The 25882-nt window shown below is 63.9% G+C and carries 22 protein-coding genes; 9 read left to right on the top strand and 13 right to left on the bottom strand.

Translation table 11 applies throughout. The features are described from left to right. Positions 1-90 precede the first annotated feature (90 nt). From AC5ZG1_RS16990 to AC5ZG1_RS16975, 4 genes are all read right to left on the bottom strand, one after another. A complete protein-coding gene (locus AC5ZG1_RS16990; RefSeq protein WP_496133549.1) occupies positions 91-1965 on the bottom strand; it encodes an AMP-binding protein in 1875 nt (624 codons plus the stop codon). Positions 1966-2008: 43 nt separating this feature from the next. Then, positions 2009-2815 (bottom strand): enoyl-CoA hydratase/isomerase family protein, encoded by an 807-nt coding sequence (locus AC5ZG1_RS16985; protein WP_496133548.1) that lies wholly within the window; start codon positions 2813-2815, stop codon positions 2009-2011. Positions 2816-2996: 181 nt separating this feature from the next. After that, positions 2997-3755, bottom strand: coding sequence for an SDR family NAD(P)-dependent oxidoreductase (locus AC5ZG1_RS16980; protein WP_028166789.1), 759 nt, complete (start codon positions 3753-3755; stop codon positions 2997-2999). Between the two features lie 60 nt (positions 3756-3815). Further along, a complete protein-coding gene (locus AC5ZG1_RS16975; protein ID WP_130225867.1) occupies positions 3816-4487 on the bottom strand; it encodes a TetR family transcriptional regulator in 672 nt (223 codons plus the stop codon). A 147-nt stretch (positions 4488-4634) separates the two neighbouring features. On the opposite strand from AC5ZG1_RS16975, the gene AC5ZG1_RS16970 reads away from it, so the two are divergent. The 5 genes from AC5ZG1_RS16970 to AC5ZG1_RS16950 all read left to right on the top strand — a co-directional run bounded on the left by AC5ZG1_RS16970 (position 4635) and on the right by AC5ZG1_RS16950 (position 11608). Then, entirely contained in the window at positions 4635-5807 is a 1173-nt protein-coding gene (locus AC5ZG1_RS16970) for an acetyl-CoA C-acetyltransferase (protein WP_496133547.1), read from the top strand. A gap of 188 nt (positions 5808-5995) precedes the next feature. Then, on the top strand, positions 5996-7537 hold the full coding sequence (locus AC5ZG1_RS16965; RefSeq protein ID WP_496133546.1) for an acyl-CoA synthetase: 1542 nt from the start codon (positions 5996-5998) through the stop codon (positions 7535-7537). A gap of 172 nt (positions 7538-7709) precedes the next feature. Then, a complete protein-coding gene (locus AC5ZG1_RS16960; RefSeq protein ID WP_496133545.1) occupies positions 7710-8864 on the top strand; it encodes an alpha/beta fold hydrolase in 1155 nt (384 codons plus the stop codon). A gap of 63 nt (positions 8865-8927) precedes the next feature. Further along, entirely contained in the window at positions 8928-9899 is a 972-nt protein-coding gene (gene mbfA, locus AC5ZG1_RS16955; RefSeq protein ID WP_496133544.1) for an iron exporter MbfA, read from the top strand. Between the two features lie 239 nt (positions 9900-10138). After that, positions 10139-11608, top strand: coding sequence for an amidase (locus AC5ZG1_RS16950; RefSeq protein WP_496133543.1), 1470 nt, complete (start codon positions 10139-10141; stop codon positions 11606-11608). A 260-nt stretch (positions 11609-11868) separates the two neighbouring features. On the opposite strand, the gene AC5ZG1_RS16945 is transcribed toward AC5ZG1_RS16950, so the two are convergent. Both AC5ZG1_RS16945 and AC5ZG1_RS16940 read right to left on the bottom strand, forming a co-directional pair. Further along, positions 11869-12957 carry a Zn-dependent alcohol dehydrogenase gene (locus AC5ZG1_RS16945; protein WP_028169027.1) on the bottom strand — a complete coding sequence of 363 codons (1089 nt, stop codon included), beginning with the start codon at positions 12955-12957 and terminating at the stop codon, positions 11869-11871. 184 nt (positions 12958-13141) lie between these two features. Beyond that, complete coding sequence (locus AC5ZG1_RS16940; RefSeq protein WP_496133542.1) at positions 13142-14923, bottom strand: acyl-CoA dehydrogenase family protein; 1782 nt, start codon at positions 14921-14923, stop codon at positions 13142-13144. A 108-nt stretch (positions 14924-15031) separates the two neighbouring features. Here AC5ZG1_RS16940 and AC5ZG1_RS16935 point away from each other — a divergent pair, with 108 nt between their 5' ends. After that, positions 15032-15733, top strand: a complete 702-nt coding sequence (locus AC5ZG1_RS16935) for an SDR family NAD(P)-dependent oxidoreductase (RefSeq protein WP_496133541.1) — start codon at positions 15032-15034, stop codon at positions 15731-15733. 152 nt (positions 15734-15885) lie between these two features. Here the strand turns inward: AC5ZG1_RS16935 and AC5ZG1_RS16930 are convergent, their stop codons facing one another. Further along, complete coding sequence (locus AC5ZG1_RS16930) at positions 15886-16506, bottom strand: GNAT family N-acetyltransferase (RefSeq protein ID WP_496133540.1); 621 nt, start codon at positions 16504-16506, stop codon at positions 15886-15888. A 66-nt stretch (positions 16507-16572) separates the two neighbouring features. Continuing rightward, positions 16573-16788 carry a DUF1127 domain-containing protein gene (locus AC5ZG1_RS16925; RefSeq protein ID WP_028169031.1) on the bottom strand — a complete coding sequence of 72 codons (216 nt, stop codon included), beginning with the start codon at positions 16786-16788 and terminating at the stop codon, positions 16573-16575. 117 nt (positions 16789-16905) lie between these two features. Between AC5ZG1_RS16925 and AC5ZG1_RS16920 the strand changes: the two genes are divergently transcribed. Both AC5ZG1_RS16920 and AC5ZG1_RS16915 read left to right on the top strand, forming a co-directional pair. Beyond that, positions 16906-17805 (top strand): transcriptional regulator GcvA, encoded by a 900-nt coding sequence (locus tag AC5ZG1_RS16920; RefSeq protein ID WP_496133539.1) that lies wholly within the window; start codon positions 16906-16908, stop codon positions 17803-17805. Positions 17806-17927: 122 nt separating this feature from the next. Continuing rightward, positions 17928-19238: an MFS transporter gene (locus AC5ZG1_RS16915; RefSeq protein WP_496133538.1), complete on the top strand. Its 1311-nt coding sequence runs from the start codon at positions 17928-17930 to the stop codon at positions 19236-19238. A 175-nt stretch (positions 19239-19413) separates the two neighbouring features. On the opposite strand, the gene AC5ZG1_RS16910 is transcribed toward AC5ZG1_RS16915, so the two are convergent. From AC5ZG1_RS16910 to AC5ZG1_RS16900, 3 genes are read right to left on the bottom strand one after another with little or no spacing between them, the layout of a single operon-like run. Continuing rightward, positions 19414-19827 carry a Rieske (2Fe-2S) protein gene (locus AC5ZG1_RS16910; protein WP_456642878.1) on the bottom strand — a complete coding sequence of 138 codons (414 nt, stop codon included), beginning with the start codon at positions 19825-19827 and terminating at the stop codon, positions 19414-19416. Then, positions 19827-20933, bottom strand: a complete 1107-nt coding sequence (locus AC5ZG1_RS16905; protein WP_496133537.1) for an amidohydrolase family protein — start codon at positions 20931-20933, stop codon at positions 19827-19829. Before AC5ZG1_RS16905 ends, AC5ZG1_RS16910 begins: the two co-directional genes overlap by 1 nt. Further along, positions 20930-22012, bottom strand: a complete 1083-nt coding sequence (locus AC5ZG1_RS16900) for an amidohydrolase family protein (RefSeq protein WP_456642877.1) — start codon at positions 22010-22012, stop codon at positions 20930-20932. Before AC5ZG1_RS16900 ends, AC5ZG1_RS16905 begins: the two co-directional genes overlap by 4 nt. 158 nt (positions 22013-22170) lie before the next feature. On the opposite strand from AC5ZG1_RS16900, the gene AC5ZG1_RS16895 reads away from it, so the two are divergent. After that, positions 22171-22650 (top strand): CinA family protein, encoded by a 480-nt coding sequence (locus AC5ZG1_RS16895; protein WP_456642876.1) that lies wholly within the window; start codon positions 22171-22173, stop codon positions 22648-22650. Between the two features lie 138 nt (positions 22651-22788). Here AC5ZG1_RS16895 and AC5ZG1_RS16890 read toward each other — a convergent pair whose 3' ends face one another. Together AC5ZG1_RS16890 and AC5ZG1_RS16885 are read right to left on the bottom strand one after the other, a co-directional pair. After that, a complete protein-coding gene (locus AC5ZG1_RS16890; RefSeq protein ID WP_496133536.1) occupies positions 22789-24096 on the bottom strand; it encodes an HlyD family type I secretion periplasmic adaptor subunit in 1308 nt (435 codons plus the stop codon). Continuing rightward, on the bottom strand, positions 24093-25838 hold the full coding sequence (locus AC5ZG1_RS16885; protein ID WP_496133535.1) for a type I secretion system permease/ATPase: 1746 nt from the start codon (positions 25836-25838) through the stop codon (positions 24093-24095). Before AC5ZG1_RS16885 ends, AC5ZG1_RS16890 begins: the two co-directional genes overlap by 4 nt. Positions 25839-25882 lie beyond the last annotated feature (44 nt).

Here is a 25882-nt window from a genome sequence, read left to right as displayed (position 1 = left end):
CCATCGCGCCGCGTACGCGAGCGGAGAAATGGATTCCGGGCTCGATGCTCGCGCATCGCCCCGGAATGACGAGGGGAAAGAGCGTCGTGTTCATTGCAGCACGATCACGTCTGCGTCGGGTGTGTCGGCATATAGTCGCTCCACCAGCGCTGCGCGGCGCTCGAGGCCGGCGCGCTGGTTGATGTAGCCCTTGTCGGTGAGTTCGTTGCCGTCGATCGAGGGCGGCTCGACCATCAGCATCGCGCGCGAGATACGCCGGCTGCTGGCGCCGGCGACGGACGCATTGTGCGCCTCCAGCCCGCGCCTGAAACAGGCGATCACCTCGGGATGCTTCACAGCGTCTTCGAAGGTAGCGTTGGGATCGCCGATGAGCTGCCGGCAGGCATGGAGGTTGGGCCAGGCCAGCAGGCCGATAAAGGGGCGATCCTGCCCGGCCACCAGCGCGTCGTGCACGACAGGCGTTGCCGCAGCGATCGCATCGGTGCGGAGCGAGCCGACATGCACGAAGGTGCCGGTCGTGAGCTTGAAATCCTCGACCACGCGGCCGGCGAAGATGATGCCCTGCACGGGATCCTCGGGGTCGACGAACACGCCGGCATCGCCGATGCAGTAAAAGCCTTCTTCGTCGAACACCGATCTGGTGAGCTCGGGTTGGCCGAAATAGCCGGGCGTGACGTTGACGCCGCGCAGACGCAACTCATATTTCGCGCCGCACGGCACCATCTTCAGTTCAACGCCGGGGAACGGCAGTCCGATCAGGCCGACGCGCTCGGTGTTCCAATAGGTGCCAGTCGAGGTCGGCGCGGTCTCGGTCGAGCCCCATCCGGTATAGAACACGATGCGCTCGCCGGTGGAGCGGACCGCAAGCGCCTGCATCCGATCGTAGAGATCATCCGGCAGCCGCGCGCCGCCATAGGCCATCACGGAAAGATTCCTGAAGAAGCTGCGGCAGAGCACATCGTCCTTTTCCATTGCGGCGGCAAGCGCCGCATAGCCGGCGGGGACGTTGGCGTAATAGGTCGGCGAGATCTCGCGCAGGTTACGGATGGTCTCGTCGAACTGGCCCGGCATCGGCCGGCCGTCGTCGATATAGAGCGTGCCGCCATCGATCAGCACCGGGTTGAACAGCGCATTACCGCCCATGGTGTGATTCCAGGGCATCCAGTCCAGAAAAGTCGCGAGCGGACCATTGGGATCGCGCGGCCGCACCTGCATCATCATCGCGGCATTGGCGCACATCATCTCCTGGGTGTTGATGACGGCCTTGGGCATGCCGGTCGAGCCCGAGGTGAACAATAGCTTTCCGACCGTTTGCGGCGTGATCTGCGCGATCGACGCTTCGACATCGTCCGTCACCGGCGTTGCCGCCAGCTCGGCGAAACTGACGCTCTTGATGCCATCGCAAGGGCGAGCGACGTGAACGACGGTGACGCCATCAAGATCAAGCGCGCGCAGCGCCTTCTCGAAGGTCGGGCCATCCTGCACCATGATCACGGCCGGCTTGACCAGGTCGAACAAATATTTGAGCTTGAGATGATCCTGGCTCATCAGCGAATAGGCTGGCGACACAGGCGCCGCCGGCAGCCGCGCCTGCATCGCCGCCTGTGTCATCAGCGCGTGCTCGATCGAATTGCCTGATAGGATCGTGACCGGACGTCCGGGCTCGAGCTTCAGATTGAGCAGCGCTTGCGTGAGCGCATCCACCGTACGCTTGGCTTCGGCATAGGACAGGTTGCGCCATTGCCGCTCGGGGCCGGTGCGCTGGGCGAGCCAGGTCCGCTCCGGTGCCTGCTTCGCCCATTTCGCGAGCGAAGCTGGAATATGCTTCTCGTAGGGGCTGAGCGGAATGCGCGACTTCAGGACGATCGCGCCGTCGTCTCGACGCTCGATCGCGATGTCGCGCGGCAGCCATTCGATCTTGCGAAAGCCCGGCTTTTCCAGCACCGCGGCTGCACTCCCACTCATTTTGCGTCTCCCGGAATTTATTGTCCTTTGCGGATCTTTGTTGCTATCGCCTGATATACACAGGCTTTCGTTTTTCGAGAAAGGCCCTGATACCTTCCGCAAAATCTTCCGAACGGCTGCACAGGACCTGGTTGCGGTCCTCGATCGCGATGACAGCTTCCAGCGATCCGGCATCGACGCTCATGTTGAGGCATTCCTTCGACAGCCGCAGGCCCACGGGCGACGCCGTCAGCATCGCCTCGATATAAGGCTCGGCGGCCGCATCAAGCCTGCCCTCTTCCACCACCTCGGAGGCAAGGCCGACCGCGAGCGCGCGCTCCGCACCAATGAAGCGGCCGGTGAGGATCAGTTCGGACGCAACAGAGACGCCGACGAGACGCGGCAGGAAATAGCTGGTGCCGATATCGCAGCCACCAAGGCCGAGCTTGATGAAAGCGCAATTCATTCGCGCCGATCTGGTCGCGATGCGGATATCGGAAGCGAGCGCCAGCGCGAAGCCGCCGCCGGCGGCCGCGCCCTGGATCAGCGCAATGATCGGCTGCGGACAGCGCCGCATCAGCATCACGATGTCAGCGATGCGCCGCTGCGAGTCCAGCGACTCGGTGACCCCAGGCGGCTCCTGCTGCCCGGCGCGACGCTGCATCGCATGCTTGAGGTCAAGGCCGGCGCAGAAATTCTCACCCGCGCCTTTCAGCACCACGACACGCGTGTCGCGGTCGCGCTGCAGGCCCTGGAAGTAGACATTCAGCGCATCGATCAGCGAGGGATCCAGCGCGTTCAGGCTCTCGGGGCGATTGAGCGTCACCCGATCGACGCCGTCGTGATGTTCGATCAGAAGCGGTTGCGACATGCTTAACTCCTGCTTCACCCGAACGCGATGCCAGTTACTGCGCCCTCTCCCCTTGTGGGAGAGGGCTACGCCGGCACCAGCCCTGCATTCGATACGGTGAGGGGTTGCCAGCGGGAGAGAACCCTTCATCCGTCGCGGATTTCATCCGCGCCACCTTCTCCCACAAGGGGAGAAGGGAAGCCTACCGCGGGGCCATGCGGATGGCGCCGTCGAGACGGATGGTTTCGCCGTTGAGCATTGCGTTCTCGACGATATGCACCGCGAGCGCACCATATTCGTCGGGCTCGCCGAGGCGGGCCGGATGCGGCACCTGGGCGCCGAGGCTCTTGCGCGCCTCCTCGTTCAGACCCATCAGCAGCGGCGTGAAGAAGATGCCGGGCGCGATGGTGTTGACGCGGATCTTCAGGCTGGCGAGGTCGCGGGCCGCCGGCAAGGTGAGGCCGACGATGCCGCCCTTCGAGGCGGAATAGGCGATCTGGCCGATCTGGCCTTCATAGGCTGCGACCGAGGCGGTGTTGACGACGACGCCGCGCTCTTCGCCGATCGGCTGCGCCGTGGCGAGCCGCTCCGCGAACAGGCGCAGCACGTTGAAGGTGCCGATCAGGTTGACATTTATGATGCGCGTGAACTTCTCCAGCGGATAGACGCCGTCCTTGCCGACGATGCGCTGCGAGCCGCCGATGCCGGCGCAGTTCATCAGCACGCGCGCGATGCCGTGCGCGGCTTCCGCCTTGGCGATCGCGGCCTTCACCTGCTCCTCGCTGGTGACGTCGGCATGAAGCGCGACGCCCTTCACCTCCGCCGCGACCTTCTCGGCGTTCTCCTTGTTCTGGTCGAGCACGCCGATCTTGGCGCCTTTGGCGGCCATGGCGCGCGCGGTGGCGGCACCAAGGCCGGAGCCACCGCCGGTGATGAGAACAGCAACGTCTTTCAACTGCATGGGTACAACCTTTCCTTGGGCGTTTCTTTCTCTAGACTTGGGACTTCCAGAACTCGAAGGTCACTCGGCTGCAGCACCTTGCTTTGAAGGGTTGAGCATGCCGCCGAAGATCAGCGCTTCCATATGCTTGATGTATTCGCGGCAAACGTCGTCGGTGACCGGGCCGACGCCGGTCGCGCGCGACATCGCGTGGCGGCCGAAGAACAGGTGATCGCAGGCGCCGATCAGGCTGGTGTAGAACAGCACCGGATCGACCTCGCGAAATTCCCCGGCTCGCACGCCTTCGTCGAGCAGGCGGCGATGGAAATCCAGCAGCGGCGCGATGAAGAATTTTGACACTTCGTCGGCGGCCTCCGGGCTGCTCTCGTGCAGGAGATAATGGATCAGCCGGTTCATATAGGGGAACTGGTGATAGGCGCGGATGATGCCAGCGATGTGCAGCCGCAGCTTGGCGGTCGGCGCGATCGGCTGCGCGACCAGATATTCGAGCTGCGACATCTCGGTTGCGGCATCGCGCGCGAGCAGCGCCAGCAATAGCCCGTCCTTGTTCCCGAAATGATATTTCACCAGCGCTGCGTTGACGCCGGACTTCTGGGCAATGTCGGACAGCGACACGTCGATCGAAGCGCGCTCGATCATCAATTCGCTCGCGGCGACCAATAGCTTTTCCGCCGTGGCGTTTCTGCCCGCCGGAAGGCGCGTTGGTATACTGGTATTTAGCTGTGCTGCCATCTTCCCTGCCGGAACGTCCGCTTGGCAGATAACCCGATGCCGCGCCTGACCTCAAGAGTTAATTGATTGATTGACTAAATCCGTAGCCGCCCTTTTAATCCCGCCATCTTTGAAACGCCCATCCAGAACACTTAAGGGAGACTAAGCATGGCCGAGGCCTATATCGTCGCCGCTGCTCGCACCGCCGGCGGCCGCAAGGGGGGACGTCTTGCCGGCTGGCATCCGGCCGACCTGGCCGCGACCGTGCTGGACGCGCTGGTCGAGCGTTCCGGCGCCGATCCCGCCCTGGTCGAGGACGTGATCATGGGCTGTGTGATGCAGGCCGGCGAGCAATCCAACAATATCGCGCGCAACGCGGTGATGGCCTCGAAGCTGCCGGAAAGCGTGCCCGGCACCTCGATCGACCGTCAGTGCGGTTCCTCGCAGCAGGCGCTGCATTTCGCGGCACAGGCCGTGATGTCCGGCTCGATGGACATCGTGATCGCCGCCGGCGTGGAATCGATGACACGGGTGCCGATGGGCCTTGCTTCGTCGCTGCCGCAGAAGAACGGTTTCGGCTACTACAAGAGCCCGAACATCGAGAAGCGCTATCCCAACATCATGTTCAGCCAGTTCACCGGCGCGGAGATGATGGCGGAGAAATACGGCCTCTCCAAAGACGAGCTGGATGAGTATTCCTATAACAGCCACCAGCGCGCGATTGCGGCAACCCAGGCCGGCCACTTCAAGGACGAGATCGTGCCGGTGCAGATCACCCGCGCCGACGGCACCACCGACACCCATCACATCGACGAAGGCATCCGCTTCGATGCCAGCCGCGAGGGCATCAAGGGCGTCAAGCTGATCGCCGAGAACGGCAAGCTGACGGCGGCGAGCTCGAGCCAGATCTGCGACGGCGCCTCCGGCGTGCTCGTCGTCAACGAAAAGGGGCTGAAGCAGCTCGGCGTCAAGCCGCTGGCGCGCATCCACCACATGAGCATGCTGGGCCATGACCCCGTGATCATGCTTGAGGCGCCGCTGCCCGCTACCGAACGCGCGCTGAAGAAGGCCGGCATGACAATCGACGACATCGACCTGTTCGAGGTCAACGAAGCCTTTGCCTCGGTGCCGACAGCGTGGCTGAAAACCACCGGCGCCGATCCCACCAGGCTCAACGTCAATGGCGGCGCGATCGCGCTCGGCCATCCGCTCGGCGGCTCCGGCACCAAGTTGATGACGACGCTCATCAATGCGCTCAAGCAGCGCAACAAGCGCTACGGCCTGCAGACCATGTGCGAAGGCGGCGGCATGGCGAATGTGACGATCGTGGAGCGGCTGTAAGCCGCTTCCGTTTGGTCGCAACAGCGACCACGCAAAAGGTGTCGTCCCGGGCTTGACCCGGGACCCATAACCACAGGGTTTCGTGGTTATGCCCGGCTGGAGCTCCAGCCCAACTTTAAAGCCACGATCAGTGGTTATGGGTCCCCGCTTTCGCGGGGACGACAGAAACAATCCCCAAGGAAACGTTCGTGACCCACCCCTCGATCCACGCCCGCACGCATCCGGACAAGATCGCCTATCGGATGGCTGCTACCAGCAAGGCGATCACCTATCGCGAGCTCGACGAGCTCTCGAACCAGGGCGCGCATCTGTTCCGTTCGCTCGGACTGAAGGCCGGCGACCACATCGCCTTTCTGATGGAGAACCGGCTCGCCTTCATGGAGATCTGCTGGGCGGCGCAGCGCGCGGGCCTCTACTACACCGCGATCAGCCGCTACCTGAAGCAGGACGAGATCGCCTACATCATCAAGGACTGCGGCGCCAAGGTCTTCATCACCTCGCCGAAATGTGCCGAGCAGGTGAAGGGCCTCATCAAGGGCGAGCCGGGCGAACCATTGTGGTTCATGCTGGACGAGCCGCTGCCGGGCTTCCGCTCCTTCGACAAAGAAGCGATCCTGCAGCCGACCACGCCGATCAAGGATGAAATCGCCGGCTACGACATGCTCTATTCCTCCGGCACCACCGGCCGGCCCAAGGGCATCAAGAAGCAGTTCGAGGGTAACCCGATCGACGTCCCGAACCCGTTCCTGCGGGTGCTGTGCGCCGACATGTGCGGCATGAACGCGGACACCGTCTATCTGTCGCCGGCGCCGCTCTATCACGCCGCTCCGCTGCGCTTCAACATGATGGCGATCGTGCTCGGCGGCACCTCTGTTATCATGGAATCCTTCGACGCCGATGAATTCCTGAAGCTGGTCGAGAAGCACAAGGTGACGCAGTCGCAGCTCGTGCCGACCATGTTCGTGCGCATGCTCAAGCTGCCGGACGAGGTGCGCACGCGTTACGACGTCTCCTCGCTGAAGGGCGCGATCCATGCCGCCGCGCCCTGCCCGGTCGACGTCAAGGCCAAGATGATCGAGTGGTGGGGGCCGATCCTGATCGAATATTACGCAGGCTCCGAGGGCAATGGCGTCACGGTGTCAACCTCGCAGCAATGGCTGGAGCACCGCGGCACAGTTGGCCGCGCTGTGGTCGGCAAGGTGAAGATCCTGGACGAGAACGACGAGGAATTGCCGCCCGGCGAGATCGGCACGGTCTATTTCGCCGACGCGCCAGCATTCACCTATCACAACGATCCCGAGAAGACGAAGCGCGCCTATAACGCCAAGGGCTGGTCGACGCTCGGCGACGTCGGCTATCTCGACAAGGAAGATTTCCTCTATCTCACCGACCGCAAGAGCTACATGATCATCTCCGGCGGCGTGAACATCTATCCGCAGGAGACCGAGGATGTGCTGATCACGCATCCTGCGGTTTCCGACGTTGCGGTGTTCGGCGTGCCTAACGATGAGATGGGCGAGGAGGTCAAGGCCGTGGTGCAGCCGCACGACATGGCTGCGGCCGGCAAGGAGCTGGAGGCCGAACTGATCGCCTTCTGCAAATCGCGGCTGTCTGCAATCAAATGCCCGCGCTCGATCGATTTCGAAGCCGAGCTGCCGCGCACGCCGACCGGCAAGCTGGTCAAGCGCCACCTCCGCGACCGCTACTGGCCGAAGCCGGCGAAGGCATAAGAGTGTAGTTGTAGTGTTGTCGTAGGGTGGGCAAAGCGCAGCGTGCCCACCTTTCTTGCACCGAATGTGGATGGTGGGCACGCTTTGCTTTGCCCACCCTACGGCAGTCCAGGCTTGTCCTGCGCATCCACGTCTTTACAGTCGCGCACGATAAGACGTGGATGGAAACGCCATGAGCACTCTCCCCGACATTCCGCTCCCCTCAGGCATACGCTCCCGCTATGTCGAGGACATCAACGGCCTGCGCATGCATGTGCTCGAGGCCGGTTTCGAAACCAAAGGCCGGCCCTGTCTCCTGCTGCTGCACGGCTTTCCTGAACTGGCTTTTTCCTGGCGCAAGGTGATGCCTGTTCTGGCGGAGGCCGGCTACCACGTGATCGCGCCGGACCAGCGCGGCTACGGCCGCACCACCGGCTGGGATGGCGACTATGACGGCGATCTCGCCTCGTTCCGCCTGACCAATCTGGTGCGCGATTCGTTGGGGCTGGTGTCGGCGTTCGGCTACAAAAGCGTCGATGCCGTGATCGGGCATGATTTCGGCTCATCGGTCGCGGCGTGGTGCGCGCTGATCCGGCCGGACGTGTTCCGGGCGGTGACGATGATGAGCGCGCCATTCGGCGGCCCGCCGTCGCTGCCGTTCAACACCGCGGATGCGCCGGCGAAGCCGGCTGTGGAGGACCCGGTGCATCGTGAGCTCGCGGCATTGCCGCGGCCGCGCAAGAATTACCAATGGTATTACTCGACCCGCGAGGCCAATCCCGACATGCACCGCGCGCCGCAGGGCGTGCATGACTTCCTGCGCGCCTACTACCACCACAAGAGCGCGGACTGGAAAGGCAACAAGCCCTATCGGCTAGCGTCCTGGTCCGCGGGCGAGCTGGCGAAACTGCCAACCTATTACATCATGGATCTTGCCGAAGGGATGGCCGCCACTGTGGCGAAAGAAATGCCGTCGGCCGCCGAGATCGCCGCCAATCAATGGCTGCCGGATCACGAGCTTGCGTTCTACAGCGCCGAGTACGAGCGCAACGGCTTCCAGGGCGGACTGCAGTGGTATCGCTGCGGCACCTCCGGCGCCTTCGTTCCGGAGCTGCAGACATGGTCGGGCCGCACCATCGACGTGCCCTCCTGCTTCATCTCCGGAAAGCAGGACTGGGGCACCTACCAGCGGCCCGGCGTGTTCGAGGCGATGCAGTCGAAGGCCTGCAGCAAGATGATCGGCTGCCATCTGGTCGATGGCGCCGGCCATTGGGTGCAGCAGGAGCGTCCGGCGGAGGTCAGCCGGCTGCTGCTCGCATTTCTGCGCAACGCGCACGGCGGAAGGTGATTGACGCGGTAGCCAAGGCCGCCTAATTTAGAATAATTCTAAATTGAGTGAGAAGGCGGCTCCGTGAAGAACTTTGCCGATCTGACCGAGCGCGAAGTGCTGGCGGTCGCGATCGCCTCCGAGGAGGAGGACAGCCGCATCTACATGACCTTCGCGGAGGATCTCGCCGAACGCTATCCAGATACCGCAAAGGTCTTCGAGCAGATGGCTGAGGAGGAACGCGGCCACCGGCACCGGCTGCTCGAACTCTACGAGCAGCGTTTCGGCCCGCATCTGCCGCCGATCCGCCGCGAGGACGTAAAGGGCTTTCTGCGCCGCCGCCCGATCTGGCTGACCAAGAACCTGCCGCTCGATACCATCCGGAAGGAAGTCGAGACGATGGAGCTTGAGGCCGAGCGCTTCTATGCCAAGGCCGCCGAACAGGCCCAGGATGTCGGCGTGCGCCGCCTGCTCGGCGATCTCGCCGAAGAAGAGCGACACCACGAGAACCTCGCCGTCCGGCTCACTGACGATATCCTGAAGCCCGACGTGCGCGCCGAGGAAGACCGGACGCGGCGGCGCATGTTCGTCTTGCAATATGTGCAGCCCGGGCTTGCCGGACTGATGGATGGCTCGGTTTCGACCTTGGCGCCGCTGTTCGCCGCCGCCTTCGCCACCCACCAGAACTGGCAGACCTTCCTGGTCGGCCTCGCCGCCTCGATCGGCGCCGGCATCAGCATGGGATTTGCCGAGGCGCTGTCCGACGATGGCTCGCTGACCGGACGCGGCTCGCCGTGGCTGCGCGGCATCACCTGCGGATTGATGACGACGCTCGGCGGCCTCGGCCACACCCTGCCCTATCTCGTTCCAGATACCTGGCCCAACGCGTTCTGGATTGCGACCGCAATCGCCAGCATCATCGTGTTCTTCGAATTGTGGGCGATCGCCTTCATTCGTTCGCGCTACATGGATACGCCGTTCCTGCAGGCAGTATTCCAGATCGTGCTCGGCGGCGCCATCGTGCTCGGCGTCGGCATTTTGATCGGCGCGGCCTAGAGCGCGATGACTTTTCTTCGAATCGTCATCCCGCTCTAGCTCTTTGTTTGAGCATGATCTTTTTCGGAGAACCGGTGTCCACTTTTCCGGATCATGCTCTAGCAATTCCTGTCAAGCATCGGTGCTGTCAGATCGGCGATGATCGCGCGTCGCGATGATGTGTGACGCCTCACGCTTGCGGGCCTCAAGCAAAGCAATCATCATCCCTGCCGGACCAGTCATCACATCGGGAGTCTGCCTTGGCCAAATCGCAATGGAGTTTCAAGACTGCGGTCGAGATATCGGCGGCGCTCGCCGCAAAGCAGGTGTCCGCGGTCGAACTGACGCAGGATGCGATCGGCCGGATCGAGCGTCACGATGCGAAGATCAATGCGGTCTGCGTGCGCGATTTCGATCGCGCGCTATCAGCGGCGCGCGCCGCCGACGCAGCTCTTGCCCGCGGCGAACAAAAGCCGCTGCTCGGCATCCCCATTACGGTGAAGGAGTCCTATAACATCGCCGGCCTGCCGACGACCTGGGGCATTCCCGAACAGAAGAATTTCACGCCGACCGAGGACGCACTCTCGGTCGCGCGGGTCAAGGATGCCGGCGCGGTGATCCTCGGCAAGACCAACGTGCCGCTCGCCCTCGGCGACTGGCAGAGCTACAACGACATCTACGGCACCACCAACAACCCTTACGACCTCGGCCGCACGCCGGGCGGCTCGTCCGGCGGATCGTCGGCCGCGCTCGCCGCGGGTTACGGCCCGCTCTCGCTCGGCTCCGACATCGGCGGCTCATTGCGCGTGCCGGCATTTCATTGCGGCGTCTATGCGCACAAGCCGACCTACGCACTGGCGCCGTCGCGCGGTCACACGCCCCCTCCCCTGCCGCCGCTGCCATTCAATCGCGATCTCTCGGTGATCGGCCCGATGGCGCGTAGCGCGGCCGATCTGACGTTGCTGCTCGATGCGATCGCTGGCCCCGATCCGCTCGACTCCAGCGCCTACCGGCTCGAACTGCCGGCGCCGCGACATGCCGCGCTGAAAGACTTCCGCGTGCTGCTGATCGATACTGACCCGGTGATGCCAACGGATTCGGTGGTACGCGGCTCGATCGAAAAGCTCGCCGCCAACCTCGCCAAGGCAGGCGTCAAGGTCGAGCGCCAGAGCAAGCTGTTGCCGGACTTCGCTGCATCGAGCCGGCTCTATATGCGGATACTGATGTCGTTCCTCGCCGCTTCTTTCGCGCCCGACCTCTATGAGGGGGCCAAGCAGGCCGCCGCGGCTCTACCGGAGAGCGATACCAGCCTCGCCGCCGAACGGCTGCGCGGCATCGCGCTCAATCATCGCGACTGGGTGATGGCCGACGGCGGCCGCACCCGGCTCCGCGCGCAATGGCGCGAACTGTTCAAGACCTTCGACGCCGTGATCTGCCCGATCATGCCGACGCCGGCCTATCCGCACGACCATTCACCCGAGCAGGAGAAGCGCCGCATCATGATTGACGGCAAAGGATATGCCTATCCCGACCAGCTCGCCTGGCCCGGAATCGCGACGCTGCCTGGGCTTCCATCAACGGCGATTCCGACCGGCTTCGCGCCGGACGGATTGCCGGTCGGCGTGCAGATCGTGGGGCCTTGGCTGGAAGACCGCACGCCGCTGAAGCTGGCGGAATTGATCGAGCGCGAATTCGGCGGCTTCGTGCCGCCGAAGATGTTTGACGACTAGCGTCATGCGAGCCAACGGGTCGCGCGTACGCGCGCCCGATGACAGGCTCCGCGAAGCAATCCATCCACGCTCGCGGATGGATGGATTGCTTCGTCGCTTCGCTCCTCGCAATGGCGGGCGGAAAACTCGGTGCATGTAACGCCGTGACGTACAGCCGTCATTGCCGGGCTTGACCCGGCAATCCATCGCCAACAAGGACTTCTTTGCGGGAGATTGATGGATGCCCGGGTCAAGCCCGGGCATGACGTACAGAGAGTGCCTCAACTATCGAACATGATGACGCTGCGGAGCGTCTTGCCGGCTTTCATGTTGGCGAAGCCGTCGTTGATCTCGGACAGTTTCAGCTTGGCCGAGATCCAGTCCTCCAGGTGCAATTTGCCCCGCATGTAGAACTCGACCAGGCGCGGCATGTCGACGCGGAAATGGTTGGAGCCCATCGACGAGCCCTGGATGCGGCGCTCGCGCAGGAAATCGAAGCCGTGCAGTTCGATCTTCTGGCCGTACGGGATCATGCCGACGATGGTCGCGGTGCCGCCGGCTGCGAGCATGCCGAAGGCCTGCTCGGCGGTCTCCTTGCGGCCCAGCACCTCGAAAGAATGATGCACGCCGCCGCCGGTGAGCTCACGCACCTGCTGCACCACGTCGCCATTCCTGGGATCGATGATGTCGGTGGCGCCGAGCTTGGTTGCGAGCTGCAGTTTCGCGGGATTGGTGTCGATCGCGATGATGCGGCCGGCGCCCGCGATCTCGGCGCCGTTGATCGCGGCCATGCCGACGCCGCCGCAGCCGATCACTGCCACCGTCTCGCCGGCTTGCACCCTCGCGGTGTTCACGACCGCACCATAGCCGGTGATGACGCCGCAGCCGATGAGGGCTGCGAGCTCGAGCGGCATGTCCTTGCGGATCTTCACGATCGCATTCTCGTGCACCAGCATCTGCTCGGCAAAGGACGAGAGATTGAGGAACTGGTTCAATTTCTCCGGCCTGTTCCATTGCAGGCGATTGGAAGCACCCGGCAGCATCTTCACGGTGGTATCAGTGCAGAGCACGGTACGGCCGGTGGTGCAGTTGTCGCACGTGCCGCAGAACACCGAGAGGCAGGTCACGACATGATCGCCCGGCTTCACATAGTTCACGTCGGAGCCGACCTTCTCCACCACGCCGGCGGATTCATGGCCGAGCACGGCGGGCAGCGGATGCGGGTAGAGTCCCTCCATGAAGTGCAGATCGGAATGACAGAGACCGGCGACGGAAGTGCGGATCAAGACTTCGCGCGGTCCGGGATTTGGCAGGCTGACGTCCTCGATCACGAGCGGCTTGTTGACTTCGTACAGGACGGCGGCCTTCATCGGTATTTCCCCTCTGTTGTTTTATTATGACGCGCTCTCTTCACCTCTCCCGTAGGGAGAGGTCGGAGCGCGCCAGCGATCCGGGCGAGGGGTTACGCTCTATCGATAGACCTGAACCCCTCACCCGGGACCGCATCTTCGATGCGCTCCCGACCTCTCCCTTTGGGAGAGGTGCAGAGACAGCCTACGCCGCGAGAAGCAATTCGCCAACCTCGGCCATGCCGACGGCACGCTCGCCGAGCAGGTGATCGGTGATGGCGCGCGATGCGGTATTTTCCGCTAGCCGGAACGGATCGTGGGTCGCTACCCGATGATCAATCACCAGGCGCGATAGCAACAGCCGCCGTGCATCGCCGCACATCTCATGGATGCGCCCGCCTTCCCAGGCGAGAGTCACCGCGCTTGCCACGTGGTAAAGCAGGCTGGTCGCACGACGTGCTTCCGCTTCGTTGTCGATGCGGCTGGCAACCTCGCGTGCAAAGCCGATGGCGCGGTCGGTGAGTTCATGCAGACGGCTGCGCCAGGCCTGCGGCGCATTGGCGCTGTCATCGAGCCGCGCGTGGAGATCCGCGGCAAGTGCCGCGTCGGCGCCATGGCGGCCGACGGCGCGCTTCAAGGCATCGATCGCGACGATGTTGCCGGTGCCTTCCCAGATCGAGCCGAGATGCGCGTCGCGCAACAGCCGCGCGGTGGCGAATTCCTCGATGTAGCCGATGCCGCCGCGCATCTCCATCGCATCGCCACAGACTTTTCGCGCATCGCGGGTGGCGCGGAATTTCAAGGTCGGCGTCAGGATGCGGAGCAGCGCCGCGGCGTCCTGGCTGCCGGCCTCGGCGCGGTCGAGCGCATCGGCGGTCAGGAAGCTCATCGACAGCGCCTGCTCGGTTGCGAGCATGATCTTCATCAGTTGCCGCCGCGCCAGCGGCAGGTCGATGATGCGGCTGCCGAACACGACGCGGCCCTTCGCCACCGTCATCGCATCATGATACGCGCGTCGCATCAGCGCAGTCGACTTGACGCCATTGGATAGCCGCGACGAGTTGACCATCTCGGCCATCTGCACGAAGCCGCGATCGAGCTTGCCGACCGCATAGGCGATCGCGCCTTCGAGCTTGATCTCGCCCGACGCCATCGAGCGCGTGCCGAGCTTGTCCTTGAGCCGCACGATCCGGTAGCGGTTCTGCGAGCCGTCATCGAGGAAGCGCGGCATCAGGAACAACCCGACGCCACGCGTGCCGGGGCCGGCGCCTTCCGGCCGCGCTAGTAGCATCACGACCTTGGCGTCCGCATTCGAGCAGAACCATTTCTCGCCATAGAGCCGCCAGTGATCGCCCTCCTGCACCGCAGTCGTCGTCAGCGTGCCGACGTCGGAGCCGCCTTCCTTCTCGGTCATGAACTGACCGCCTTGGGTCAGCTTTTCCATATCGGTCTGGGTCAGGCCATCGAGGTATTTTGTCTTGAGCGCCTCACTGCCGAAATTCGCGAGCAGCTTTGCGCAGCCGTCGGTGACGTTGATCGGACAGCCCATGCCGAATTCGGTCTGGTTGAACAGGAAGGTAAAGGCGTGTTTTGCCACCACAGGATATTTATCCGGCCAGCCCAAAATGCCCTTGCGGATCGACATCGCGTGAATACCGAACTCGCCGAACGCGGCCTTCTCCAATTCGCGATAGGCCGGGTGATATTCGATCCACTGCACGTCGCGACCAAACTTGTCGCGCTGGTGCAGCACCGGCACATGGCGGTCGGCAAGCCGCGCGCATTCATCGAGCGGGCCGCCGGCGAGCGCGCCGAGCCGATCGAGATGCGGCTCGATATGACGAAACAGCGCATCCGGCAGGTGCAGTCGCAGCAGGTCCTGAAGCGCCGGATCAGCCTGGTAGAAATTCATGCCCGAGGTGTCGGGCGCGAGCAGGCCCGGCTGGTTGGCGATATCGGCGTTTAGATGTTGTTTCAGCGGCTGCATTGAAATCTCTGGTTCGTTTCCTCATCTGTTGGAGGAGACTATCGCACATCGAATGCCGGGATGTTGCCCTGCCAAGCAAAATCTTCTCCGGCAGTTCAAGGAAAGCTCATGGAAACCCCAAAATACAAGACCGCCCTGATCGTCGGTGTCGGCGAAGGCCTGAGCGCTTCGCTGGCGCGGCTATTTTCGCGCGAAGGAATTCGCGTGGCGCTGGCCGCACGGCAGATCGAAAAGCTCGGCGCACTCTGCACCGAGACCGGCGCGCGGGCCTTTACCTGCAACGCAACGGACGCCGACGAAGTCGAACGTCTGTTCGGCCTGGTCGAGCGCGAGATCGGAACGCCCGACCTCGTGGTCTATAATGCAAGCGCGCGGGCGCGCGGCCCGCTGGTCGACCTCGTGCCGGCCGATGTCGCCAACGCGATCGCAGTCTCGGCCTTCGGCGGCTTCCTGGTGGCGCAGCAGGCCGCAAAGCGCATGCTGCCGAACACGCATGGCGCGATCCTGTTCACGGGGGCTTCGGCCAGCGTCAAGGGCTACGCGCAATCATCGTCTTTTGCGATGGGCAAATTCGCGCTGCGCGGACTGGCGCAGAGCATGGCGCGCGAACTTTCGCCGCAGGGCATCCATGTCGCGCATTTTGTTATCGACGGCGGCATCCGCAGCAAGACGCGCCCTGATCCGGAAGGTCATCCGGATTCGATGCTCGATCCCGACGCGATTGCTCTCAGCTACTGGAACGTGCTGCAGCAACCGCGCAGTGCCTGGACCTGGGAAGTGGAGCTGCGCCCCTGGGTGGAGAAGTTCTAGCGCGGTGCGTAGCCCGGATAGAGCGAAGCGTAATCCGGGGATCTCGCGCGCGGCAGCTACAAATCCCGGATTGCGCTTCGCTCCATCCGGGCTACGCGCGAAACAACAAAGAAAAAAGCCCGGTTCTGGGGCGGCCAGAACCGGGCCAGTGATCAAACCGCAAGCGAGGAGAAAGCGGCCTTGTCGGCAGCAGCGAGCCGCCAACTGGCACATGGGATATCCTGCGGTTCGATAGCGATGTGTTTCGCGAAGCGCACCAGCTTCCAGTCGCCTGGGCTGTTGGCGAAGGTGTAACCGCCTTTTTTTGCCAGCCCGATCATAGCGTCATTGGAACGCAAGGTGTCGCCGAACAGCCGTGCAGCACCGAGCGCGGCGGCACGGCATTCGAGATTCTTCAACAGCGCCCGACCGATGCCCTGGCCCTGCCAGCGGTCATCGATCGAGACGCCGAACTCGATGCTCGCATCCTCCGCATGGAAGGCATAGCGCGCTTCGCCGACGATGATTTCGAAGCCGTCGACCGTCACGGTGGCGACGACGCTGAACTGCTCGCGCTCGCCGACATGGACAAAGTTTTCCAGCACGTTCTTCGGCAGCTCGCGCATGGCGCCAAAAAAGCGATTGTAGCGGGAGCGGGTCGAGAGCGAGCGGAAGTAATTCTGCAGTTCCTCCGCATCGCGCGGCTCGACGAAACGCACGGTGATCTTGTCGCCGCTGCGCGAACGCAGCACGTCCGAATACTGCTTGAGATCGTCGAGACGCAGGCTGGTCATGACACGCTCTCCGGAAAAAATGAGCCGGCGTCCCTCCACAGAGGCGACGCCGGCATTGGCGTCACCTCATGCCCGCCAGAAGGGTTTCTCGGCTTCATAAGCGACATCGCTCCAGGACTTGCCGATGTCGTGGAGGTCGCGCTCCGACCACTGGGCCAGCTCGCGGCGCGTCTCGTAGCGCTGATGCCAGACGTGAAGGGTCTCGCTCAATTGGGTCAAAGCCTGTGCGAACAGGCCCTGTCCATGATGATTTATCATCGATTCATGGGTGCAAGTGGACATGCTCAGCTCCTATAGCTAATCTATCTTGCAAAACATCTGCGCTGTTGTGGCCTTGCACAAACGACACTTTGTGCCGCTTCACATGACATAAACTCATGAATCAGAAGGATGCGGGAGATGACCGCCAGGCTGCCCTCGCTGAACGGGCTGCGGGCCTTCGAGGCGGCGGCGCGGCACCTGAGCTTCACCCAGGCCGCCGCCGAGCTGAACGTGACACAGACCGCGATCAGCCATCAGATCAAGCGGCTCGAGCAGGAGCTCGGCGTCCGGCTGTTCGTGCGGCAGAACCGAGCGCTGACGTTGACGCCAAAGGCGGCCGAATATCTCCCCGGGGTCCGCGCCGCCTTCAATGACCTGAAGCTTGCCACCGACCGGCTGCTGCGGCGCGAGGACGACCACGTGCTGACAGTGTCGACGCTGGCCTCGCTCGCCGCAAAATGGCTGCTGCCGCGGCTTTCCACGTTCCAGGAGGCGCATCCCGGCATTGACGTCCGCATCACCACCTCGACCAGCCTGGTCGACTTCCAGCGCGACAATGTCGACGCCGCGATCCGCTACGGCCGCGGCCAGTGGCAGGGATTGCGCGCCAACTGGCTGATGGCGGACGAGCTGTTTCCGGTCTGCAGCCCGTCCCTGCTTAAAGGTGAGAAGCCGCTGAAATGCCCCGAAGACCTCCGCGGCCACGTGCTCTTGCACACCAGCAACGCCAACAGCGACGACTGGCGGCTGTGGCTGACGGCGGCCGGGCTGCCGGCCGACCTCTCAAAGCAGCCGGGCATCACCTTCGACCTGATCTTCATGACCATCCAGGCCGCGATCGACGGCATCGGCGTCGCCATGGGCCGGACATCTTATGTGCAGGACGACATCGCCAAGGGGCGGCTGGTGGTCCCCTTCAAGATCACGCTCCCCGCCGATGCCGGCTTCTACCTGGTCTCGCCGCAGGCGCGCGCTGATTCGCCGAAGCTCGCGGCATTCCGGCAGTGGATGGTGGCCTCGGCCCAAGGCAAGGCCTGAAGTCCTGAAAAACCAGCAGATTTCCGGGTGACCGACGCGTTTGCGGGTTGGTCGCGCCGCATAGCTGTGCCAAATTGCCGCGCAGACGAGGCTTTTCGTCGCAGCCCGGGGAGAAAACGCGCATGGCGCCAACGAGTACGGCAGAGATACCGCAGATCAAATCGCGCATCGGCGCCATCCTGCGCGCGACCAGCGGCAATTTCCTCGAGCAGTTCGATTTCTTCCTGTTCGGCTTCTATGCGAGCGCGATCGGCAAGGCGTTCTTCCCGTCCGACAACGAGACCGCCTCGCTGCTCAACACGTTCGGCGTGTTCTGGCTCGGCGCGCTGATGCGCCCGGTCGGCGCGATCGTGCTGGGGGCCTATATCGACCGCATCGGACGCCGCAAGGGCTTGATCGTCACGCTCGCGATCATGGCTGTGGGCACAGTGGTGATCGCGATCTGCCCGACCTATGCGACGATCGGCATTGCCGCGCCGGTCATCGTGCTGATCGGCCGCTTGCTGCAGGGCTTTTCCGCGGGCGTCGAGCTCGGCGGCGTCTCGGTCTATTTGTCGGAGATCGCTACTCCCGGCAACCGCGGCTTCTACACCTCATTCCAGTCGGCGAGCCAGCAGGTCGCGATCTTCGTCGCCGCGATCGTCGGCTATGTCCTGAGCGAGATAATCCCGCCGGCGACGGTGGCAGCCTGGGGCTGGCGCATTCCGTTCTTCATCGGCTGCCTGATCATCCCCTTCATCTTCGTGCTGCGGCGGACGCTGGAGGAAACGCCGGCGTTCCTCGCCATGAAGCGGCATCCGACCGCATCCGAGGTGTTCGCGTCGGCGCTCGCGAACTGGCGCATCGTGATCCTCGGCATGATGATCGCGATCCTGACCACCACGACCTTCTATTTCGTCACCGTCTATACGCCGACCTTCGGCAAGAACGTGCTGAAACTGTCGACGCAGGACGCGCTGCTGGTCACGCTGCTGGTGGCGGTGACCAACTTCATCTGGAACCCGGTCGGCGGCGCGGTCTCCGATCGGCTCGGCCGCAAGCCGGTGCTGCTGACGATCGCCGGGCTTTCCTTGGTAACCGCCTATCCGGCGCTGCACTGGCTGGTGGCCGCGCCGAGCTTCGGCAAGATGCTGGCGGTCGAGATGATGTTCTCGTTCTATTTCGGCGTCTACAGCGGCACCATGCTCGGCTGCCTGGTCGAGATCGTGCCGTCACATGTGCGTACCACCTGCTTCTCGCTGGCTTTTGCACTGGCGGCAGCGCTGTTCGGCACCTTTACGCCGTTTGCCTCGACCTGGCTGATCGACCACACCGGCGACAAGGCTTCACCGGGCTTCTGGCTGATGTTGGCGGCAACGCTCGGCATCATCGCGACCTTGACGGTCTATCGCCGCGGCGAGAAGGTCGAGGCACGCGAAGCGGTCGCGGCCTGATGGAAGATTGCCGGCCCGCGGCCTCCGTTGTCATTCCGGGGCGCCGCGAAGCGGCGAGCCCGGAATCCATCGGGCCGCCAGTACAAGCGGTGAAATGGATTCCGGGCTCGCGCGGAGCCTGTCATCGGACCGCGCTTTGCGCGGACCCGGTGGCGCGCCCCGGAATGACAGCGAGCTATAAATCCACCACGACGTAGTCGCTTTCCACCGAGACCGCGATCGTCTCCGCAACGTACGGCCCTTTCACCAGATTCGTGCCCGGCTCGACCTTGACTGGATAGGCCCGCGCGCGGAAGCGCTTGGGGTCGCAGTAGGACTGGCCGGTGCGGATGTCGAATTCCCAGCCGTGCCAGGGACAGCGGATGATCTCGCCGAGCTTCGTGTATTCGATCTCGCCGGGATCGGACGATTGCGCGAGCCCGATCAGCGGTCCCTCGCACAGCGAGGCACCCTGATGCGGGCAGCGGTTCAGAAGGCCGAAGAACTCGCCCTTGACGTTGAAGACCGCGATGGGCCGGCCGTCGATCTCCAGGAACTTCCTCGTGCCCGGCGGCAGTTCATTCACCGGGGCAACCACATGCCTCGCCATCAAGAAAGTCCGTACAGCTTGCGCGCATTGTCGAGATAGAACGCCTGCTTGTTGGCGTCGCTGACGCCGGCCGGCAGCACGCGCGAGGGCTCGTCATAGTCCCAATGCGGATAATCGGTCGCGAACAACAGCCTGTCCCAGCCGATCCATTCGATGGTCTGGAACAGATGCTCGCGCCGCTCCGGATCCTCCATCGGCTGCGTGGTCCACCAGATGTGGTCGCGGATATAGTCCGACGGCTTGCGCCGCAGATGCGGCACCTCGGCATGCAGGCGCTCGAACACCTTGTCGAGCCGCCAGGCCAGCGACGGCGCCCAGCCGAAGCCGGCCTCGACCATCACCATCTTCAGTTTCGGGAAGCGCTCGAACACGCCTTCCAGCACGAGGCTCGCCAGCGCGGTCTGCTGGCACTGCGAATGGCCGACCATCTCCTCGATGTAGAAGCTCGGCCAGCCCGAGGCAGTGATCGGATTGCCGCCGAAGCCGAAGGCGTGCACGCCGACCGGAAGCCCGGCTTCCTCCGCCGCCTCATAGATCGGCCAATAGCGGCGCTGGCCGAGCGGCTCGACATTGCGGCTGAGCAGCAGCACCTGCACGAAGTTCTTGTCCCCCGCGCGCTTGCGGATCTCCGCGGCCGCAGCCTGCCCGTCCTCATTGGCAACGACGACCGAGCCCTTGAGGCGCTGGTCCTTGCTGGTCCATTTCTCGATTTGCCAGTCGTTGATCGCGGAACAGATCGCCCCCGCCAGATCCTGATTGCGGATGCCCTGCCCGGTGTTGAGCGGATTGAGCACGCCGAGCACAACATTGTTCGGATCAAGATGCTGTTGCTGCATGAAGGAAAGCGAAGAGCCCTGTGGACCGCCCTCCGGCGGATAGGCGTCGCGACGCGACGCATTCGGCTGCGCCTTGGGATAGGGCGGACCACCCATCATGCCCTGATAGGCGTGGACGCCGAAGGTTTCGAGATGTGCGTGCCAGCGCTTGGCGAGGAATGGATAGAGCTCGGTCTGGGTGGCGCGCGCCGGATGGATGTCGCAATCGGCGATCGCGGTCTTGATGCTGGCAGACCCAGCCTCCGGACGTTCACGAATCTGGATATTCATGGCGCCACCTCTTTCACCGATTGCTTCAAGCGCGTGTAGGTTGCGAGCGGATTGTCGATCATGATCTTGCGGACCAGGTCGGGCGAAATCCCTTTCGGCAGCGCCTCGTCGCCGTCGAATTGCCAGTGCGGATAGTCAGTCGAGAATAGGAGCAATTCGTCCGACTGCATATGATCGAACAGGCGGTTCAGCGTCTCGCCGTCCGGCGGTGCGTCGACCGGCTGCAGCGAGAAGCGGATGTTGCTGCGCACAATCTCCAATGGCAAGCGGTCGACCCACGGCGTCTCCATGCGGACGCCGCGCCAGAACTTGTGCAAGCGCCAGAGATAGGGCGGCAACCAGGTGAAGCCGCTTTCCAGCATCACCATTTTCAAATTCGGGTGGCGGGCGAACACGCCCTCGATGATCAGGCTGGTGAGTTGCGTCTGAAACGCCTGCGCCTGCGCGACATAGTCCTCGATGTGGTAGGAGCCCCAGCCGACCGAGGTCGGCGGGTTGTGATAGGCGCTTCCGGCATGCACGCCGATCGGCAGGCCCAACCGCTCCGCCGCGGCATAGATCGGCCAGTAGTGCCGCTTGCCGAGCGGCATGTCGCCCATGACCAGCATCAGCACCTGGACGAAGCGCGGATCTTGCGCGCAGCGCTCGATCTCCTTCACGGATTTCTCGATGCTCTGCACGGGGATTACGATCGAGCCGCGCAGCCGCTCGTCCTTGTCGAGCCATTCCTTGGCGAGCCAATCGTTCAGCGCGCGGCAGAAGGCATCAGCCATGTCCTCGCTGAACACCATCTGCACGCCATAGAGCGGATTGCAGATGCCATAGGCGACAGCGAATTTGTCGAGCGCCTGGCGCTGCATGTCGGCAAGATCGGAGCCCGGCTTGCCCTGCGCCGGCCGCCAATCCGGCCGCGCCGAGATCGGCGAATTGACCGGATAGGATTGCGACAGCAGATCCGTCATGCCGCGCGTCGTCACCTGGTCGCGCCAGTAGTCGTTCATGTACGGCAGCAGGCTGGTCAGATGGGGCACGGCGGGATGCAGATCGCAATCCACGCCATCCGCGATCGGCGACGTCATGACGTTTCCTCGTTTAAGCGCGTGCGCCGCGCCCGTTGATTGCTATGCATTCAAGCAGGCCTGCCTTTGGCCCGCAACTCGGCAGGAGCCGAAGTGGTGTGCTAGGAAGGCAGGACGCCCCGGAGAATTTTCATGGCAAACAACAAGAGAGGCGGCCGATGAACGAACTGGTGTCCATTGCGGAAAAGATCGCCGCGAAACTGATCGAGCGGAAGCAGACGATTGCAGTGGCGGAATCTTCGACCGGCGGCTTGATCTCCGCCGCGCTGCTCGCCGTGCCCGGCGCCTCCGCCTATTTCATCGGCGGCGGCGTGATCTACACCCGCGATGCGCGGCGCGCGCTGATGGACATTCCCAACGAGACGATGAAGGGCATCCGCTCGGCATCGGAACCTTACGCAAAGCTGCTCGCGAGCCAGATCCGCACGCGCCTTGCGACCGACTGGGGCCTGTCTGAGACCGGCGCAGCGGGACCAGCCGGCAACCGCTATGGCGACGCGGCAGGCCATAGCTGCATGGCGGTGGCGGGACCTGTGGAGACGGTGATCACGATCGAGACCGCGAGCGGCGACCGGCAAGCCAACATGCAGGCGTTTGCGAAGGCGGCGCTGAGTTTGCTGTTGGAGAATTTACACTAGCTGTCGCCCGAACGCGGGCGCGACGACGTGAAGTGTTCCCGTCATTGCGAGGAGCGATAGCGACGAAGCAATCCATGTCACCGCTTGCGGAGGCATGGATTGCTTCGCTCCGCTCGCAATGACGGAGGGCTACGGGAGTCACTTCTCCCGGAACGAGCGCATGAACTGGTCGCTCAGGGGCTTCATCAAATAGGACAGCATGGTGCGGTCTCCGGTCTGAACAAAAGCTTCGACGGGCATGCCCGGGATGATCTTGACGTCGCCGAGGCGCTTGATCTCGTCCGACGGCATCGAGACGCGGATGGTGTAGAAGCTCTGCCCCGTGCGCTGGTCGGTGGTGACGTCGGCCGAGACGCGGGTGACGACGCCGCTGATCTCCGGCGTAGTGCGCTGATTGAAGGCCGACAGTCGCAAGAGCGTCTTCTGGCCGATCTGCAGCTTGTCGATATCCTGTGGATTGACCTTGGCCTCCACCGAGAGAGCATCAGCCTGCGGCACGATCATCATGATGGCATCGCCCGCGGTGATCACGCCGCCGACGGTGTGCACCGTCGACTGCAGCACCATCCCGTCCTGCGGTGCGCGGATATCGATGCGGCGGAGCTGGTCTTCGGCGGTCACCTTGCGCTCCACGAATTCGCCGATCTTGTCGTTGGTCTCGCGCAGATCCTTGGAGACCTCGGCCAGCATGTCCTTGTCGACCTGGATGATCTGCAGCTCGGTCTCGGTGATCTTGCCTTTGGCCTGCGCACGGGCGGCGATGTATTGTGCGCGCTCGCCGGCGAGCCGCGCGGCGTCGCGCTCGAGCATGGTCAGCCGCGTGAGCTGCACGAGATGCTGGTCAAACAGCTGCCGGACGCCGACCAGCTCCTTCTGCACCAGCTCGATCTCCTTGTCCTTGGCAGCCTCCTGCGCCTTCAGACCCTCGATCTCCTCGTTGAGCTGGGTGACGCGCTCGCGCAGTTGCGCCTTCTGGCCGATGCGGCCGTTGACGCGGACCTCGAACAGCTTGGTTTCGCTCGCCAGGACGTCGCGGACGTCGGGATCCTCGGCGCGGTCGGCCAGGGCTTTCGGAAAGGCGATCTTGTCGCGGCCCTGTTGCTCGGCCTCCAGACGCGCCGCGCGCGCATAGAGCCCGTTGAGCGTCTTGACCACGATCGCAAGGCTCGCTTTCACCACCGTCTCGTCCAGCCGCACCACGATATCGCCGGTCTTGACGAGATCGCCGTCGCGCACACGGACTTCGCCGACCACGCCACCGGTCGGGTGCTGCACCTTCTTGACGTTGGAATCGACCACCACCGAACCCGGCGCAATCAAGGCACCCGAGATCGGCACAGTAGAGGCCCAGCCGCCGAAGCCGCCCGCCACCACCAGCACGACGACGAGGCCCACGATCAGATGCAGCCGGATCGAGCGTCGCGCCCCGCGCAATTCTTCGCTCATGATTTGGCTCCCGCGTCGGAGACGATCTTGATCGGCGGCGCCGGCGCGACGCGCGGCTGCAGCACCTGCGCCAGCACGGTTTCCTTCGGGCCAAAGGCCTGCATGCGGCCTTCCTTCAGCACCAGGATCTGGTCGACACCCTCGATCCCGATCGGCCGGTGCGCCACCACCACCACAATGGCGCCGCGCTCACGCGCCGAGCGCACCGCCCGCGTCAGCGCCTCGTCGCCTTCGCTATCGAGATTGGAGTTCGGCTCGTCCAGCACGATCAGGAACGGATCGCCATAGAGCGCGCGCGCCAGCGCGATCCGCTGCGCCTGGCCGGCCGACAGCGCCGTGCCGTGCTCGCCGACCTGCGTGTCGTAGCCCTCGCGCATCTTGATGATCATGTCGTGCACGCCGGCCTCCTTGGCGGCGGCGATGATGTCGTCCGACTTCGCCTCGGAATCGAAGCGACAGATGTTCTGCGCCACCGTGCCCGCGAACAGTTCGACGTCCTGCGGCAGATAGCCGATGTAGCGGCCCAGCACGTCCGGCGACCATTGGTCGAGCGCGGCGCCATCGAGCCGCACCTTGCCGCGAAACGGCATCCAGACGCCGACCAGCGCGCGCACCAGCGATGACTTGCCTGAGCCGCTGGGACCGATGATGCCGACGCCGCTGCCGGCTTCGAGCGCGAACGCCACTTCGGCCACGATCACCCGCTGGTCGCCCGGTGCCGCAAGCGAGACGGCCTCGACCGACAGCCGTTTGGTCGGCGCCTGCAGCAAGGTCTGAGTGCCGGCCGGCGGCATCTGCTGCAGCAGGCGGCTGAGACGCTGCCAGCTCTGCCGCGCGGCGACAAACGCCTTCCAATGCGCGATCGCGAGATCGATCGGCGCCAGCGCGCGGGCGCTGAGGATGGAACCCGCGATGATGATGCCGCCAGTCGCCTCCTGGAAGATGACGAGATAAGCGCCGACCGCAAGCACCGCGGACTGCAGCATCATCCGCAACACCTTGGCGACCGCGCCGAGGCCGCCGGCGACGTCGCTCGCGCGCTGGTTGCCCGCGAGATAATTCTCATTGGCCTCGCTCCAGCGCCGCTGCAGCCGGCCGGACATGCCCATCGCAACCAGCACTTCGGCATTGCGGCGGCTCGCCGCGGCGAGATCATTGCGGCGGGCGGCAAGCGTCATCGCCTCCTTGGCCGGGCGGCGCGACATGAATTCGGTGACCAGCGTCAACGTGATCAGGATGATCGCGCCGATCAGCGCGGTGACGCCGAGCAGCCAGTGAAAGGCGAAGCAGATCGCCATATAGAGCGGCAGCCACGGCAGGTCGAAGAACGCGCCCGGCCCCTGGCTGCCGAGAAACGACCTGACATTGTCGAGATCGCGCAATGGCTGCAGGCCTTCGGTGCGATTGCCCATGACGAGCGGCAGGCGCACGATGGTGTCGAACACACGCGCGTTGATCGCCTCGTCCAGCGAGGTGCCGATCCGCCCCAGGATCCGACCGCGCAGCAGATCAAGCATTCCTTGCGCGATGTAAAGCCCGGCAGCGAGCACGACCAGGCCGACCAGGGTCGGCACGCTCCGGCTCGGCAGCACGCGGTCGTAGACCTCCAGCATGAAGATCGAGCCGGTCAGATAGAGGACGTTGATCACGCAGCTCATCAGGCCGACGCCGATGAAGGCGGCGCGGCACGCGCGCAACGCATCGCCGAGTTCGGAACGCCGGACGCCGGGAGCGGCTGCCATGAATGCTTATCTCTGCAAAAAGGGTCAAGTATTGACCACGTTTT

It is taken from the genome of Bradyrhizobium sp. Leo78 (genome assembly GCF_059512425.1).
The sequence above is the reverse complement of the archived record's forward strand: the minus strand, read 5'-3'. Positions and strand labels throughout refer to the sequence as shown.

Bases quoted from the DNA above. Each gene is read 5' to 3' on its own strand.
- AC5ZG1_RS16975 (WP_130225867.1), bottom strand. From the start codon at position 4,487: ATGGCAGCACAGCTAAATACCAGTATACCAACGCGCCTTCCGGCGGGC.
- AC5ZG1_RS16980 (WP_028166789.1), bottom strand. From the start codon at position 3,755: ATGCAGTTGAAAGACGTTGCTGTTCTCATCACCGGCGGTGGCTCCGGC.
- AC5ZG1_RS16920 (WP_496133539.1), top strand. From the start codon at position 16,906: ATGACCGCCAGGCTGCCCTCGCTGAACGGGCTGCGGGCCTTCGAGGCG.
- AC5ZG1_RS16930 (WP_496133540.1), bottom strand. From the start codon at position 16,506: ATGACCAGCCTGCGTCTCGACGATCTCAAGCAGTATTCGGACGTGCTG.
- AC5ZG1_RS16905 (WP_496133537.1), bottom strand. From the start codon at position 20,933: ATGAATATCCAGATTCGTGAACGTCCGGAGGCTGGGTCTGCCAGCATC.
- AC5ZG1_RS16890 (WP_496133536.1), bottom strand. From the start codon at position 24,096: ATGAGCGAAGAATTGCGCGGGGCGCGACGCTCGATCCGGCTGCATCTG.
- AC5ZG1_RS16985 (WP_496133548.1), bottom strand. From the start codon at position 2,815: ATGTCGCAACCGCTTCTGATCGAACATCACGACGGCGTCGATCGGGTG.
- AC5ZG1_RS16940 (WP_496133542.1), bottom strand. From the start codon at position 14,923: ATGCAGCCGCTGAAACAACATCTAAACGCCGATATCGCCAACCAGCCG.
- AC5ZG1_RS16885 (WP_496133535.1), bottom strand. From the start codon at position 25,838: ATGGCAGCCGCTCCCGGCGTCCGGCGTTCCGAACTCGGCGATGCGTTG.
- AC5ZG1_RS16900 (WP_456642877.1), bottom strand. From the start codon at position 22,012: ATGACGTCGCCGATCGCGGATGGCGTGGATTGCGATCTGCATCCCGCC.
- AC5ZG1_RS16945 (WP_028169027.1), bottom strand. From the start codon at position 12,957: ATGAAGGCCGCCGTCCTGTACGAAGTCAACAAGCCGCTCGTGATCGAG.
- AC5ZG1_RS16970 (WP_496133547.1), top strand. From the start codon at position 4,635: ATGGCCGAGGCCTATATCGTCGCCGCTGCTCGCACCGCCGGCGGCCGC.
- AC5ZG1_RS16915 (WP_496133538.1), top strand. From the start codon at position 17,928: ATGGCGCCAACGAGTACGGCAGAGATACCGCAGATCAAATCGCGCATC.
- AC5ZG1_RS16990 (WP_496133549.1), bottom strand. From the start codon at position 1,965: ATGAGTGGGAGTGCAGCCGCGGTGCTGGAAAAGCCGGGCTTTCGCAAG.
- AC5ZG1_RS16925 (WP_028169031.1), bottom strand. From the start codon at position 16,788: ATGTCCACTTGCACCCATGAATCGATGATAAATCATCATGGACAGGGC.
- AC5ZG1_RS16895 (WP_456642876.1), top strand. From the start codon at position 22,171: ATGAACGAACTGGTGTCCATTGCGGAAAAGATCGCCGCGAAACTGATC.
- AC5ZG1_RS16960 (WP_496133545.1), top strand. From the start codon at position 7,710: ATGAGCACTCTCCCCGACATTCCGCTCCCCTCAGGCATACGCTCCCGC.
- AC5ZG1_RS16910 (WP_456642878.1), bottom strand. From the start codon at position 19,827: ATGGCGAGGCATGTGGTTGCCCCGGTGAATGAACTGCCGCCGGGCACG.
- AC5ZG1_RS16935 (WP_496133541.1), top strand. From the start codon at position 15,032: ATGGAAACCCCAAAATACAAGACCGCCCTGATCGTCGGTGTCGGCGAA.